At 60.7% G+C, this 13,535-nt stretch carries 17 protein-coding genes; 12 read left to right on the forward strand and 5 right to left on the reverse strand.

The genetic code is table 11. The features are described 5' to 3' along the window. Positions 1-118: 118 nt before the first annotated feature. Together AC1L6K_RS09450 and AC1L6K_RS09455 are read right to left on the reverse strand one after the other, a co-directional pair. Entirely contained in the window at positions 119-892 is a 774-nt protein-coding gene (locus AC1L6K_RS09450; RefSeq protein WP_480952436.1) for a spermidine synthase, read from the reverse strand. Continuing rightward, positions 892-2,088 carry an aminotransferase class I/II-fold pyridoxal phosphate-dependent enzyme gene (locus AC1L6K_RS09455; RefSeq protein ID WP_480952437.1) on the reverse strand — a complete coding sequence of 399 codons (1,197 nt, stop codon included), beginning with the start codon at positions 2,086-2,088 and terminating at the stop codon, positions 892-894. Before AC1L6K_RS09455 ends, AC1L6K_RS09450 begins: the two co-directional genes overlap by 1 nt. 233 nt (positions 2,089-2,321) lie before the next feature. On the opposite strand from AC1L6K_RS09455, the gene coaD reads away from it, so the two are divergent. The 6 genes from coaD to AC1L6K_RS09485 all read left to right on the forward strand — a co-directional run bounded on the left by coaD (position 2,322) and on the right by AC1L6K_RS09485 (position 5,911). Further along, on the forward strand, positions 2,322-2,837 hold the full coding sequence (gene coaD / locus AC1L6K_RS09460; RefSeq protein ID WP_480952438.1) for a pantetheine-phosphate adenylyltransferase: 516 nt from the start codon (positions 2,322-2,324) through the stop codon (positions 2,835-2,837). A gap of 373 nt (positions 2,838-3,210) precedes the next feature. Continuing rightward, positions 3,211-3,873 (forward strand): GNAT family N-acetyltransferase, encoded by a 663-nt coding sequence (locus tag AC1L6K_RS09465; RefSeq protein ID WP_480952439.1) that lies wholly within the window; start codon positions 3,211-3,213, stop codon positions 3,871-3,873. A gap of 75 nt (positions 3,874-3,948) precedes the next feature. Further along, a complete protein-coding gene (locus AC1L6K_RS09470) occupies positions 3,949-4,473 on the forward strand; it encodes an AAA family ATPase (protein WP_480952440.1) in 525 nt (174 codons plus the stop codon). 157 nt (positions 4,474-4,630) lie between these two features. Then, positions 4,631-5,257: an ATP-binding protein gene (locus AC1L6K_RS09475; protein ID WP_480952441.1), complete on the forward strand. Its 627-nt coding sequence runs from the start codon at positions 4,631-4,633 to the stop codon at positions 5,255-5,257. Positions 5,258-5,408: 151 nt separating this feature from the next. After that, positions 5,409-5,657 (forward strand): type II toxin-antitoxin system Phd/YefM family antitoxin, encoded by a 249-nt coding sequence (locus AC1L6K_RS09480; protein WP_480952442.1) that lies wholly within the window; start codon positions 5,409-5,411, stop codon positions 5,655-5,657. Next, positions 5,654-5,911 carry a type II toxin-antitoxin system RelE family toxin gene (locus tag AC1L6K_RS09485; RefSeq protein ID WP_480952443.1) on the forward strand — a complete coding sequence of 86 codons (258 nt, stop codon included), beginning with the start codon at positions 5,654-5,656 and terminating at the stop codon, positions 5,909-5,911. The genes AC1L6K_RS09480 and AC1L6K_RS09485 overlap by 4 nt, the downstream gene beginning before the upstream one ends. 133 nt (positions 5,912-6,044) lie before the next feature. Here AC1L6K_RS09485 and AC1L6K_RS09490 read toward each other — a convergent pair whose 3' ends face one another. Next, positions 6,045-7,007: a helix-turn-helix transcriptional regulator gene (locus tag AC1L6K_RS09490; protein ID WP_480952444.1), complete on the reverse strand. Its 963-nt coding sequence runs from the start codon at positions 7,005-7,007 to the stop codon at positions 6,045-6,047. A 95-nt stretch (positions 7,008-7,102) separates the two neighbouring features. Here AC1L6K_RS09490 and AC1L6K_RS09495 point away from each other — a divergent pair, with 95 nt between their 5' ends. Further along, positions 7,103-7,537 carry a VOC family protein gene (locus tag AC1L6K_RS09495; protein ID WP_480952445.1) on the forward strand — a complete coding sequence of 145 codons (435 nt, stop codon included), beginning with the start codon at positions 7,103-7,105 and terminating at the stop codon, positions 7,535-7,537. Between the two features lie 289 nt (positions 7,538-7,826). Further along, positions 7,827-8,090: a YdeI/OmpD-associated family protein gene (locus tag AC1L6K_RS09500; protein WP_480952446.1), complete on the forward strand. Its 264-nt coding sequence runs from the start codon at positions 7,827-7,829 to the stop codon at positions 8,088-8,090. A 386-nt stretch (positions 8,091-8,476) separates the two neighbouring features. On the opposite strand, the gene AC1L6K_RS09505 is transcribed toward AC1L6K_RS09500, so the two are convergent. Then, a complete protein-coding gene (locus tag AC1L6K_RS09505) occupies positions 8,477-9,370 on the reverse strand; it encodes a hypothetical protein (RefSeq protein WP_480952447.1) in 894 nt (297 codons plus the stop codon). A gap of 660 nt (positions 9,371-10,030) precedes the next feature. On the opposite strand from AC1L6K_RS09505, the gene AC1L6K_RS09510 reads away from it, so the two are divergent. From AC1L6K_RS09510 to mutM, 4 genes are read left to right on the forward strand one after another with little or no spacing between them, the layout of a single operon-like run. Then, complete coding sequence (locus AC1L6K_RS09510; RefSeq protein WP_444531956.1) at positions 10,031-10,510, forward strand: YceD family protein; 480 nt, start codon at positions 10,031-10,033, stop codon at positions 10,508-10,510. 59 nt (positions 10,511-10,569) lie between these two features. Then, complete coding sequence (gene rpmF / locus AC1L6K_RS09515; RefSeq protein ID WP_062007003.1) at positions 10,570-10,773, forward strand: 50S ribosomal protein L32; 204 nt, start codon at positions 10,570-10,572, stop codon at positions 10,771-10,773. A gap of 54 nt (positions 10,774-10,827) precedes the next feature. Further along, positions 10,828-11,613, forward strand: coding sequence for a ribonuclease III (gene rnc / locus AC1L6K_RS09520; protein WP_480952448.1), 786 nt, complete (start codon positions 10,828-10,830; stop codon positions 11,611-11,613). Then, positions 11,613-12,557 (forward strand): bifunctional DNA-formamidopyrimidine glycosylase/DNA-(apurinic or apyrimidinic site) lyase, encoded by a 945-nt coding sequence (gene mutM, locus AC1L6K_RS09525; protein ID WP_480952449.1) that lies wholly within the window; start codon positions 11,613-11,615, stop codon positions 12,555-12,557. The genes rnc and mutM overlap by 1 nt, the downstream gene beginning before the upstream one ends. A gap of 51 nt (positions 12,558-12,608) precedes the next feature. Here mutM and AC1L6K_RS09530 read toward each other — a convergent pair whose 3' ends face one another. Continuing rightward, entirely contained in the window at positions 12,609-13,424 is an 816-nt protein-coding gene (locus AC1L6K_RS09530) for an alpha/beta fold hydrolase (protein WP_480952450.1), read from the reverse strand. Between the last annotated feature and the right edge of the window lie 111 nt (positions 13,425-13,535).

Genomic DNA, 13,535 nt, shown 5'->3' on the forward strand with positions numbered 1-13,535 from the left:
ATGCCCGCGTTCCCTGGATTGGCCCCATTGCTGCGAGAGGGTTCCCTGGATTCGCACCATTGCTGCGAGAGGGTCCGCCGAAAACGCCCCGGATGTGATGGAGCGTTTGTAGTGGGGGCTATCCGGTCAGCTCGTCCAGCTCGACGCCGGTCATGACGGTCCCCGGGTGCGGGCCTGCCGCGACCAGCGACTGCGACCAGCCGTCGGGCCAGGAGCTGTTCTTGCCCAACAGGATGATGTTCCCGGGGTAGCGTCGGCTGAACAGCATGGTTGTGCCATACGCCGCCACACTGGTCATGGCCTCCTGGAGAGCCTTGGTTTGGCTCGTCACCAGTGTAAAGCCGGGTTCGTCGCCGACGTTGACCGCCAGGATCCCCTCCGGGGTGAGCAACGCAGCAGCCTCCTGGTAAAACTCCTTGCAGGCAAGGTGGGCCGGCGCATCGGGACCGCTGAAGATGTCCAGAATGACGACGTCGAACTTCAGGTCCGCGGGCAGGTCGGCCAGCTCTTCGCGGGCGTCGCCCACATGCGTTGTCAGGTCTGTCCCGGCTGGCAGGGGCAGCTGGTCAAGGACAAAGTCCAGCAGCTCGCGTTCCAATTCCACCGCATGCTGGCGCGATCCGGGCCGCGTGGCCTGGATGTAACGGGCCAGGGTCAAGGCGCCGGCACCCAGGTGCAGCGCCGTGACGAGTTCGCCGGCCGGCTTGACCAGGTCGATGGCGTTGGCGATCCGGCGCAGGTACTCGTAGAAAACCTCGTGCGGCTCGGCCAGATTTACGTGCGACTGTTCGGCGTTGTCAATGCTCAGCACAAAGGCGTTGGCATGCCACGGGTCGGGCTCGATCACGGCATGGACGCCGCTGGTGCGCAGGAAGCGGCTGGTGTTCGCCACTAGAGCCTGTCCTTCAAGGTGGCGAGGCGGCCGGCTGCCTGTTCCAGCAGTTCTTCCTTCTTGCAGAAGGCAAAGCGCAGCAGTGAGCGGGTGCGGTAGGCGCCTTCGGGATGGCAAAAAACCGGGACGGGGATGGCTGCCACTCCGATCAGTTCCGGCAGCCTGCGGGCCAGGGCTGTGGCGTCGGTGATGCCCAGCGTCGAGGTGTCCGCGTTCACGAAGTAGGTGCCCTGGGAGGGCAGGACGTCCAGACCCGCCGCCCGCAGGCCCTCGCTGAGGATGTCGCGCTTGCGCTGCAGCGTGGCCGCCACACCGGTGAAGAAGGAATCCTCCATGCGCAGGCCAGCGGCGATGGCGCTTTGAAACGGTGTGCCGGAGGAATAGCTCAGGAATTGCTTGACCGTGCGCGCCGCGGCGACAAGTTCCGCGGGGCCGGACAGCCAGCCGATCTTCCACCCCGTGAAGGAGAAGGTCTTGCCGGCTGAGGAGATGGTGAGCGTGCGTCCGGCGGCACCCGGCAATGTCGCCACGGGTATGTGCCGGGGACCAAACGTCAGGTGCTCATACACCTCATCGGTGAGGATGACGGCGTCGTACTTGATGGCAAGGCGCACAACTTCGGCGAGCACGGCCTCCGGGAACATGGCGCCCGTGGGGTTGTGCGGGTTGTTGAGGATGACCATCTTGGTGCGCGGGCTGAAACTGTTTTCAAGCGTGGCCAGGTCGGGCATGAAGTCCGGGGCGAGCAGGGCGGCGGTCGTGTGCGTGGCGCCGCTGAGCCCGATCATGGCGCCGTAGGAGTCGTAGAAGGGCTCAAAGGTGAGGACCTCGTCGCCGGGACCGGTCAGGGCCAGGACTGCTGACGCGATGGCCTCCGTGGCGCCGGTGCTGATGATGACTTCAGTTTCAGGGTCAAGGGTGATGCCGTAAAAGCGGTCCTGGTGTTCGGCAACCGCGCGGCGCAGATCCAAAATGCCCTTGCCGGGCGCGTACTGGTTGTTGCCGTTCGCGATGGCTTCCTGGGCGAGGCGGCTGAGTTCGGCGGGGCCGTCTTCATCGGGGAAGCCCTGGCCAAGGTTGATGGCCTTGTGCCTGTTGGCAAGGGTGGTGATCTCTTCAAAGATGGTCACGCCAAGTGAGCCGTCCGGGCCCAACAAATTGGCGCCTTGCGCCGTGCGGTGCCAGGGCGTGCTCATGGGTGCTCCTCCAATGGTTCGTTGCTGCTGTTGCTGCCGGTGGGTCCGGCCGTTGCCTGCCTTCAATACGTTACCGGCCGCGCAGTCGCAGCCATAGCGAAGGGGGTGCCGCGCATGTCGGGGCGCCCGGCCAGCCGGTCGAGGATGCTGCCGTTGGGCAGTAGTCGAGGAAGCTGCGGGACATGGACCGAAACAATGGCGCCTGTGAGCGGAAGTCGGCTAGATTCGTCTGTATGCGACGTGCAGTGTGCCCCGGATCCTTTGACCCCATTCACAAGGGTCACATTGAAGTGATCGCGCGAGCCTCCGGACTTTTTGACGAGGTCATCGTGGCCATCTCCACCAACTACGCCAAAAAGTACCGGTTTACGCTCAATGAACGGCTCGAGATGGCCAAGAACACCTTCTCTGCGCTGTCGGGGATTATCGTGGAGCCGATGGGGGAGGGGCTGCTGTCCGAGTACTGCCACTCCCGCGGGGTCTCCGCCATTGTGAAGGGGCTGCGCTCCTCGTCGGACTTTGACTACGAGCTGCCCATGGCCACCATGAACCGCCAACTTTCCGGCGTGGAGACAGTGTTCCTGCCCGGAGACAGCCGCTACCTGCATTTGTCTTCGACGCTGATCAAGGAAGTCCACACCCTGGGCGGAGATGTGTCCGACTATGTCCCGCGCGCCGTGCTGCGCCGTCTCCAGGGCGACGTCGGCCTCGACACCAGGCCCGTGACAGTGGTTCCGCCGAGGCGGTAGCTGCTTCCGGCATTGTCTTCATGGCCCCGGGTGGCACTGGACCGTGGCTCGCCGCTCGCCTCGCAATTCTCCTCACTCATGCGCACAAGTGGAGTCGAGTAATGCGTATGAGTTCACCAATTTCTGGCCCCCTGAATTTTTACGCTGAAGTCATGCCAAGTGTGGGATCCCGCGGTGGATGTCACAAGTGGAGCGCCCTGCCCTGCGACGAGCTTCTACCCTCGATAACTCACATTCTCAGTCCCGTGTCACTTTCCTACTGGCTGTTTTCCGTTGATGAAGATGGCGGCAGTCTGTTCCAGCTGCGACGACCATATCTCTAGATTTGTCAGGTATTGGCGAGGATCGCACCAGCACTTGTCGGAGGCAGACGATGGGCGGTGTGGACGGAAATCCGGCGACCGCGGAAGCACCCTACTTATCCTCCCGGGATATTGCGGGCGTGGCCGGGCAGGGCGTGGACCCGTCTTCCGACGTCACTCTGCTTGTTGGTCTCATGCCATACTTCGTTTCATGGATACGCTTCCTTCGCTGCATCGTGCAACTCGCTCATCAGCCAGTAGCATCGTTGCACTGCGCGACTCTAGCCCGCTGGCAACAGAAACAAGCTATTCAGCAATGGTCACCAGGGGAACTCTCGATCGTCCAAGTTACAGGGCAAATAGATCTCTCGGAATGGTGGATCAGCGCAGAGGGGAATAAGATCCTGGCTGCCATACGCCTGACAGATTCCGACGAGTTTATCTGGCCTGACCGCAATCCGGCTGCAGCATACATCCACGGCCTCATGGTTGATCGTTCACTGTCCGGCCAAAAATTTGGCCAGAAGATCTTGAAATGGGCGGAAGGAATGGTCCACGCTAAGGGCTGCTCTGTTGTCCGGCTCGACTGCGTCGCTAAAAATGAGAATCTGCGTAATTACTATGAAAAGCTCGGGTACCGCGACTGTGGAGCAGTTGACTTCGGCCCTCATTCGGCATGGCATCCGGTACTCAAACTCGAGAAAGACATCACATCAGTCATGGGCGAGCATTAGAATTCCCGTCTGTTCAAGACGCCCGAAAAGGGCTCCCTCTGCGGGCGAGTGTGGTCAGTTCGCTAGTATGAGTCGATGATCGTTTGGCTCAACGGAACTCATGGCGTCGGCAAGACGACCACAGCTGGCCTCGTTCAGCAACTGATCCCTGATTCTCGTGTGCTCGACGCCGAGAAGGTCGGCGAGACCTTGATGGATGTCAGCCCAGGGCTCCCCGAAACGGACAACTTCCAGAACTGGCCACCGTGGCGGTCGCTTGTCGTCGAGACGGCTCACCGCATCCTCAACTACACCGGGGGAACCCTTGTCATGCCGATGACAGTTCTGGTTGAGTCATACTGGCGGGAGATCAGCCACGGCTTGGCCGCCTACGGAATCCCGGTGCGCCATTTCGTGCTTCACGCCGATGAGCACACCCTCAGGCGGCGAATCCAGGATGACTCCGTGATGGGCCCCTCTGCCTTTCGATTCAGCTACCTCACCCCCTACGCCGAAGCATTCCAGGGGTGGCTGGGAGGTGAAGCACACATCATCGATACCAGCGCGCTCACTCCTGCACAGGCGGCATCGGAAATCGTAGCTGCCGTCAACGCCTCGTAGCTAGCCGTTGTTCTTTGCGGCCCACGCGACTACATGACCATCCGCTCAGTGTTTGACTTTCGGTCTGCCTCAGAAATCCCGCAAGAGGTTCGATAAACGGGTCTGCTGGAATCCATTAATCGGCGCTTCGATGCCAATTGTGTGTCAGGATCTTGCCATGTCCAAAGAATCAGGAATCTGGCTGAACACCACTCACGACTGGGCAATGGAGGTCGATGTCGACCACCTTGAGCTCATTCGATCCAACCCGCCTGCCGATTCACGAATGCGTGCTTTGCACCTGCTGCTTGAGGTTCTTGCCTATCCAGCGGACGAAGCCTCGGACCAGGGCGGCGGCTCCGCACTTGTTACGTTGCATCCTGACGGTTCGATTTCCGTCGCTGACAACGGGCGGGGAACTGACACCCGGACGGATGCTCACGGACGAACCATCAGAAAGCTGGTTATGGCCACGAAGGATCTCAGATTCTTCGACTCCGCTGACGCGCCGATGCTCCCAGACGGGCATGCGCGCCGGGGCATGTCCGTAGTTGCGGCGTTGAGCACCTGGCTGGTCCACACCAATCGGCGCACTCACGGTTCATGGACCCAACGGTACGAACACGGCGTTCCCGTGACGGACCTGACATCGATTCCGGACGACGGGACGACCGGAACAACGGTGCACTTCCTACCCGACCAATCCATCGCACAAGGAGTCAAGATATCGAAATCCGAGCTCGAAACTCTAAGCCGGGATCTTGCCCCGGTTCTCTCCGTTGAAGTTCAAGATCTCCGATCCTGACAACACAAACGTCAACGCCTGCGCCGGAGTCTCAGGCAGGCCAAACCCATTCCGTAAGAGGTTCCGTCAGTAGGTAAGGAGATCCGCATGGCCTTTCTGTCAATGAATCTGTTTCATGTACATTTCGAGATATGGGATGTACAATGTGACTATGTCCATTGTCAGCGTCGCAGACGCACGCAACCACTTTTCAGACGTCATCGATCGCGCGAAGACCGAAGCGGTGTTCATCGAGCGCCGCGGCCAGCGCGCCGCCGTGGTTGTCAGTCCTGAGCACTACGAGCGGATGCTGGAAGCTCTGGAAGAGGCCGAAGATGTCGCCGCATTCGACGAGGCGATGGCAGAAGAGGGCCCCAATATCCCTTGGGCTCAGGTGAAGGTTGATCTGGGCTGGGTATGACCTACCAAGTCGAGTTGCGACCTGCCGCAGTTCGCGCGTTGAAACGAATTGATCATCAGGATCGCGACCGCATTCGTGGAGCGATCGCGCTCCTCGGCGAGGACCCACGACCGCCTGGTGCCAAAGCCCTCCAAGGGCGGGCCGGCCTCAGAGTACGCATAGGGGACTACCGCGTCATCTACGCGGTTGACGACAACATCCTCGTCGTCGCAGTGATCACACTCGGTCATCGCGGCAACGTCTACGAACACTGACTGCCCACCGACGAATCCGCCTTTCGGCCGCGTCAAGAGTTCCCCCTGAAGCTTCCCATTGCGGGCTACTTGTGAATCGACCGTAGACCTTGGTCATCACATGCTGGGTTCCCGCCAGGAATCATATTTGTCGCTACGGTGTCGGTTCGGTGGCTGCGTTGGTGTAGCGGTCGGCGAGTTCACGCAAGATGGTCCGAAGTTCTGGTGGATCAAGCACTGTGAATGGGACGTTGAGGCTCGTGATGTAGCGAACGAGATAGTGCAGGGAGTCGCTGCCTGTTTCCAGAAGGCAGTTGTGTTCGTCGATTGGGTGCAATAGTCCGGCTTCCGGCGGAAGAGTGTCAGCGATGGCGTCAACGGAATCGTGAAGCTGGACGCGGGCCTGATGCTTCCATGCCCGTGAGCCGACCCCGCGCAGGACATGGTTGGCGGCATCCTCGGGTGGCTCACGCGGGGTGAACCACGGTCCGGTTGGCGAGGGCTCGCTAATGCGGTCGGCTCGGAAGGTTCGCCAGTCTTCACGGTCACGGTCCCATGCGAGGAGGTACCAGCGGCGGCCGGTGTAGACGAGTCGATGAGGCTCAACACGTCGTTTGCTCGCTGCGCCGTCGCGGCTCAGGTAGTCAAAGCCCAATTGCTGGTGGTCGCGGCAGGCTCTGGCGATGAGCGTGAGTATCGCCGCATCAACCGTTGGCCCACGGCCGGTTGCTGAGACGGTAGCCAGCCGGAGCGCGTCCACCCGGTTCCGCAGCCGTGTAGGAAGAGTTTGTTCAAGCTTGGCCATCGCGCGCAGGGAAGTTTCTTCGATTCCGGTCACCGAACCGGAAGCTGCTGCGGCGAGTCCGACCGCTACGGCGACCGCTTCGTCGTCGTCAAGGAGCAGCGGTGGCAGCGTCGAACCGGGAGCGAGACGATACCCTCCGGTGATTCCGGTGCTGGAATGCACCTCGTAGCCAAGGATGCGCAGCCGTTCAATGTCGTTGCGTACGGTCCTGGTCGTGACCTCCAGCCTGCTGGCGAGGTCAACGCCGGACCAGTCGCGCCGTATTTGCAGGAGCGAGAGCAGGCGAAGTAAGCGAACCGATGTGTCCAACATGTTCTGAAGTCTTTCAGCTATTGAGGAACCGTAGGTTCCGCAATGGAGAATACGCTGATATCAAGAAGCTACAAACCTATGACGAGGGATAAATCATGAGCTTGCGGGGATTTAGCACAATCAACTTCTGGGCCGAGGATGTTGCGGCGGCCGCTGACTGGTATGCCCAGTTCATGGGCTTTGACCCTTATTTCGAGCGGTCCGGCCCGGAGGGGAAACTCGCATACGCCGAGTTCCGCATAGGCGACTACCAGCACGAGCTTGGCATCATCGACAGCCGGTACAGCCCTGTTTCTGCCACAACTGATCGGGTGTTCGAACCCGGTGGTGCCGTCATGCACTGGCACGTCGACGATCTCGACGCCACCGTGGAGCGGCTTCTGTCGATGGGGGCCACTGAATACGAACCCATAACGGCACGAGGTGACGGCTTCATTACGGCCTCAGTGATTGATCCGTTCGGCAACGTGCTGGGTGTCATGACCAGTCCCCACTATCTTGAGGTGCTCGCGTCATCGATCGGGGCCTGACCATGGACCTACTTGAATTCTCAGAAGCATCCGACTGGGAGTTCTGGCTGACAGTCCAGCACGACAAGCAGGCCGATGCATGGTTGCGTATCGGCAAGCGACATTCGAGCGTCCCTCTCGTCACGATTGCCGAAGCGGGCGAATTGGCGCTTTGCTTCGGGTGGATCGACAGTCAACGCAAGACCTGCGACGAGGTGTCATTTCTCCAACGATATTCGCCCGCAGGCCAAGGGCCCCGTGGTCGAAGATCAACGTGGACAGGGCCGAATCACTCATCAAGGCAGGGCGCATGCGTCCGCCCGGATTTAAGGAGATCGATGAAGCCAGGGTCGACGGACGGTGGGAAGCCGCATACGCAGCGCAACGCACCGCCAATGTGCCCGCAGAGCTGACGGCGGCGCTGGCAAGGAGCCCCCTGGCGTCTGCCGCTTTCGATCGCCTTAGCCGCTCTGACCGATATCTCCTCATCCTGCCGCTGCTGAAGGCCTACACACCCGATACTCGCGCAGGCGCTCTCACCCGCGTCGTTACACGGCTGGCTACACAACCGTAGGCCCGAGAGCAAACACGTCCCGCAGAGCGCCCTCCCAATGCCGGACGCACGGAACATCGACCAACCCGGGATACTTACTCTTGCTGACGGCTACACCCAGGCCACGTCGATGTGTCTGCGACCCCGCCGCGGTTGCGGGAGGGAGCGCAGGCGAACCTTGCGCCTAAGCTGGATCGTCCTCCGTACGCCTTCTGGCCCTCACAGCGCCGACAATGAAGACGACCGCCCCAACCCCGATGATTGCTGTCGATACAATCCAGGACCCGCTAAAAAGGGACACGCACCCCACCACGATGATGATAATGCCGATATCAATGCCAGTGACGCGGCGGCGTAATTCGGTGGGCTGCTTAGTAATTCCAAGGAACTCGAGGATGGCCATCTCTCTAGACTCCCACCCCGTAGCGGGCGAGTACATTTTTGACGATGCTCCCTGCCGCCCCGGCAATGAAGCCAATGGCTGCTCCGACGAGGCAGGCTCGGAATCCTCCCCAGAAGCTGGCGCCGTCCCACATGGCGTTCATCGCACCGGTTACGCACCCTCCGGCAATAGTTCCCACCGTAGCCCCAACCCCAGGAATTCCCGCTACGATTGCGACTCCTGCCGCAGTTCCGGCAGCCGCTGATGTGGCCGTTTGCCACCATTCAGGGTCGGCGATGATGGGGAAGGCTGTGGTGGAGTCAAATTCCACAGTTTGAACCAATGTATTGCCCTGCAGAGCAAAAGACGTCTCGACTTTGTCACCGTTGGCATCCACTGCCCATGGTTCGAGGTATTTTCCGGCTACAACACCCGCTGGGTCCCGAACAGAAACCGATCCATCCGTTTCCAGACTGGCAGTGACTTCGTCGGGTAGCGATAGTGAGAAGCGGTAATCCGCTGAGGCGGAGGCAGAGTCGATGCTGATAAGAGTCTGTGTACCGGTTTCAGTTTTGAAACTCGTAACTGATGCCTCAGCCAAGACTGTACTCGCGACGGGGGAACCCTTGCCCGAGAATAGATCGGCGGGAACGTTGCTGACGTCAACCTGTTTCGGCGTCACGGACTCGCCTGGCAACGTGATGCTTGAAGCTTTATCTCCGTTGCTCGTGACGACCTTGTTTCCTTCGAGCGCGGCGACCGACAAGGAACTTTGAGCGAGGCTGACGCCGGTAGAGCTCAAATTTTCATTTGGCGTTTCGGTGGCTTGAGCGATCCCGCCCGTCGCCAGGACCAGGCTGCCCGCAATAAAGCCTGTCGCAATAAGCAGCGAGAAACGGTTTTTATCTTGTGGTCTCAAACGACACACTCTTTTCGTTAGTAGCCTCGTGCGTCTGCAGGGCTTCAACAAACCTGTCACACAACCGGCCTTGCAACCTCGCCCCAGTAAAAACTCTGTCCGATGGGACAGGACACTGCCCTTTGAGACAGGTACGTTAATTCCATCGTCGGTGATCTACACGCGAGAACACCTCGCCCTGCCTTCGTGTGCAGTGGTGTTGGCCAAAAATACCGCTCGCGGCCAGAAAGCACCGATGTACTTGCAGCCCCACCTGGACCCGGCCAGGCTACAGCGCGGCCACCGACGAGTACTTGTCCCAAACGCGTGATGGACCGAGCAGCGCAAGCCGGCTGCCCGGCGTCGTGCATCCCAGCCATCCGTCAACCGGGAAGCCCCGCCACGGCGCCCCGGGCAGGGATAAAGAGCGGTTGAGAGTTACATCACGCGCCGCGCAGGGAAATGGGTTCGCCGTGAGGGCGGTGTCTGTCGTAGACTGAACAAGGCCAATTTGGTCTGGTACCGCTCATTTTGATGCCCGGCAGCTTTCGGGCTAGGATGGTGCGTCGGTCATATGTTTTTTCAGGAGTTCTCATTAGCGAAACCACGTTGGGCAATAAGTCCAACCATGGCACGCCCCTCAACGTCAGTGTGAGGGAGCTTGGGCGCAGCCCTGGCAGCATGTGGAAGTTCGAAGAACGTATACCTGTGCCGGAAGATTTTGGCACTCCGCTCATTGGCGCGACGCCTGGATCCATTTTGGATCTGGAACTCCGTTTTGAGGCCGTCCATGAAGGAATTCTGGTGTCGGGAAACGTACTTGTCGATGTGACAGGTGAGTGTTCCCGCTGCTTGGAGACGTTCGAGGATGACCTTGAAGTCGATGTGCAAGAACTTTTCTTCTACGAGGAGCCGTCCGCGGAATTCCTTGAACAGGAAGAAGATCAGCAACGTTGGGTCGAGCACGATTCTATCGATCTTGAACCGGTGTTGCGGGACGCAGTGGTAACCGCCCTGCCGTTCCAGCCGGTGTGCCGGGAAGACTGCGAGGGTCTGTGTTCCGAATGCGGAATACACCTTGTGGAAGAGCCGGGGCACCATCACGAGATCCTGGATTCTCGGTGGGCTGCCCTACAGGGCTTAACCGGCGAAGAAAACTAGCAAATAAGTTTTTACTTGTGGGCACATGCCTGTGAGTTATCGAGAGAAAAGAGTTTGCCGTGGCTGTTCCGAAGCGGAAGATGTCCCGTGCCAATACGCGCGCACGCCGTTCCCAGTGGAAGGCCACCGCGCCTGCTCTGGTGAAGACCATCGAAAACGGAGAGGTTGTTTACAGCCTCCCGCACCAGGCCCGGGTCGTCACCGACTCAGCCGGCACCGCCCTGTTCCTTGAATACAAGGGCCGCAAGGTTGCCGACGTCTAAGACGTCCGTGCGGCCATCCGGTCGTTCGATTTATTAATACTTAGCAGGAGCGTCATGTCCGCAGATCTTCCATCACCGGAACTCACGGACGGACACAAACTGCTGTTGAAGCGTCTCGGTGTCGATATTGATGCCGGGACGCTTCGTCTTGCCCTGACACACAGGTCTTACGCCTATGAAAACGGCGGGCTGCCCACCAACGAGCGCCTCGAGTTCCTTGGCGACTCCATCCTGGGCTTCTCCGTCACCGACGCCCTGTACCGCGACAACCCGTTGTTGCCCGAGGGCGATCTGGCCAAGCGCCGCTCCGCCGTCGTCTCCACCCGCGCCCTCGCCTCCATTGGCCGCTCACTGGGCGTCGGTGAATTCATCTACCTGGGCCAGGGCGAACGCCTCACCAAGGGCCGCAATAAGTCCTCCATCCTGGCCGACACCATGGAAGCCCTCATCGGCGCAACCTACCTCACGCACGGGATCGAAATTGCCCGCCAGCTCGTCATGCGCCTCGTGGGACCGCTGCTGGCCGACGCCGCCGTTCTCGGTGCCGGCACCGACTGGAAAACCAATATCCAGGAAATTTCCGCCGCCAAGCACCTCGGCGCCATCACCTATGACATCACCGGCGTCGGCCCCGACCACGACCGTTCCTTCACAGCCCGCCTGATCATCGGCGGCCAGCATTACGGCACCGGCGCCGGCCCCTCCAAGAAGGAAGCCGAGCGCACCGCCGCAGCCGAGGGGTGGATTGAGCTGCAGAAGAAGTTTGGCCAGCCTGACGCTGAGGATGCTTTGGATTCATCCGCTTCATCCGCCGCCGGTTCGGCTCCCGCCGGCAAATAATGCCTGAGCTTCCCGAGGTTGAAGTTGTTCGCCGCGGACTTGACCAGTGGATCGCCGGACGCCGCATCACCGGGGTCTCCGTCCCCGATCCCCGCTCCATCCGACGCCACGGACTGGGCGTCGAGGACTTCCGCGGCAACTTGATCGGCACCACGGTCCTGGATGTTGTGCGCCGCGGCAAATTCCTGTGGCTGCCATTGTCCGACGAGCCGTCGTCGTCGTCCGCCCCGCACACAGCCCTGGTGGCGCATCTTGGCATGAGCGGACAACTGCTGGTGGAGTCGCCCGGGCAGCCCCACGAGAAGCACCTCAAGGTCCGGCTCACCTTTTCTCCGCGGGACGACGCACCGGAGGAACTGCGCTTCGTTGACCAGCGCATCTTTGGCGGACTGTTCGTCACATCTTTGGTGCCAACTGCGGACGGGATGGCCGGAGGCATGGGCTCAGGCTGGCCGCTGATACCTGCAGAGGCCGCACACATTGGCAGGGACCCGCTGGACCAGTTTTTCAACATCGAGGCGCTGCATCAAAAGCTCCGGGCCCGAAAAACCGGCCTGAAACGGGCGCTACTGGATCAAGGTTTTGTCTCCGGCATCGGCAACATCTACGCCGACGAGGCACTGTGGGCAGCAAGGATGCACTATGCCCGCCCCACCGACACGCTGCGGCGCCCAGACACCGAACGCATCATCCATGCGGCTCGTGACGTCATGGCCAGGGCGTTGGAGGCCGGCGGGACCAGCTTTGACTCCCTGTACGTCAACGTCAACGGCGCGTCAGGATACTTCGCCCGCTCCCTGAACGCATACGGACGCGAAGGTGAACCCTGCTACCGCTGTGCCGGGCTGGGCCTGTCAACCAGAATCCGCCGCGACACTTTCATGAACCGTTCTTCCTACAGTTGTCCGGTCTGCCAGCCGAAGCCGCGCAACGCCCGAATGTAGCCTCGGCGTGCAGGCACCGGCACGCTTCGCCTGTGCACGGCTCTTCACTGGTCAACTGGCTCTGACGTGCGCCAGCATAAAGTCGCATAAAGCAGCAGACACGGCGGCCGGGGCATCCTGCGTGACGACGTGCCCTGCATGCGGGATGACCACTTCGTCAACCTTCTCCACTGCCGCCCACCGGGGCATCGCTGTGGCGATGTTTCCCGTACGATCCAGCCCTCCGCGAAGCAGCAACAGTGGGATCGGCGTGCGGTAGCACTGATCGGGCGTGATGAACTGTGTTGTTGCCTGCCAGACGGCCAGAAATTCAGGCTTGCTCTGCTGGGAAAAAGCGCGCACAAGATCTTTCCGCGCCCAGTCCGTTGTGGCCGAAGCGACTGCCATGAGCTGCGCCAGCCTGCGGCGGGGGATGAGGCGCAGGACAGGACTGGCAATGTTCAAGCCGAGTTGCTCGAGCCGTGTCAGCGGCCCGGTGTTCCACGTTGAGTCGAGCACGGCCAGTGCGGAGTATTTTCCGGGGTCGCGCCGGACCAGGCGTTGCGCCAAATTTCCGCCGAGAGAGTGCCCAATCAGTCCGGGCCGGGTTAAACCCAGATGGGCGATGAGTGCTTCCACGTCCTCGATGAGGAGATCAGCGCCCATGGTCGACGTGTTTGGCCGAGACGCACCATGACCTCGAAGGTCCACGAGCACGGTGCGAAATCCTGCCTCCGACAGTGCTTCTGCCTGGGAATCGAACATCACGTGATCGGCGCCGGCGCCGTGGAGAAAGAGAACTGACGGTGCACTCCCGCCGGAGATATCGTGGTCGTGATAGCGGAGGACGCAGCCATCAAGGGCCAGGGCGCCGTCGAGAAGTCGCATACAGCGAATCTAGCAGCACCCAGTATCAGGCGCCTTGCTTGCTATTTGGGCCGGTCGATTCGGCCGGGCAGCTATGATCCGTTGCAGGCGTTCAAGGACGGGCTGCCTGGC

This window comes from Specibacter sp. BI4, from assembly GCF_056680095.1.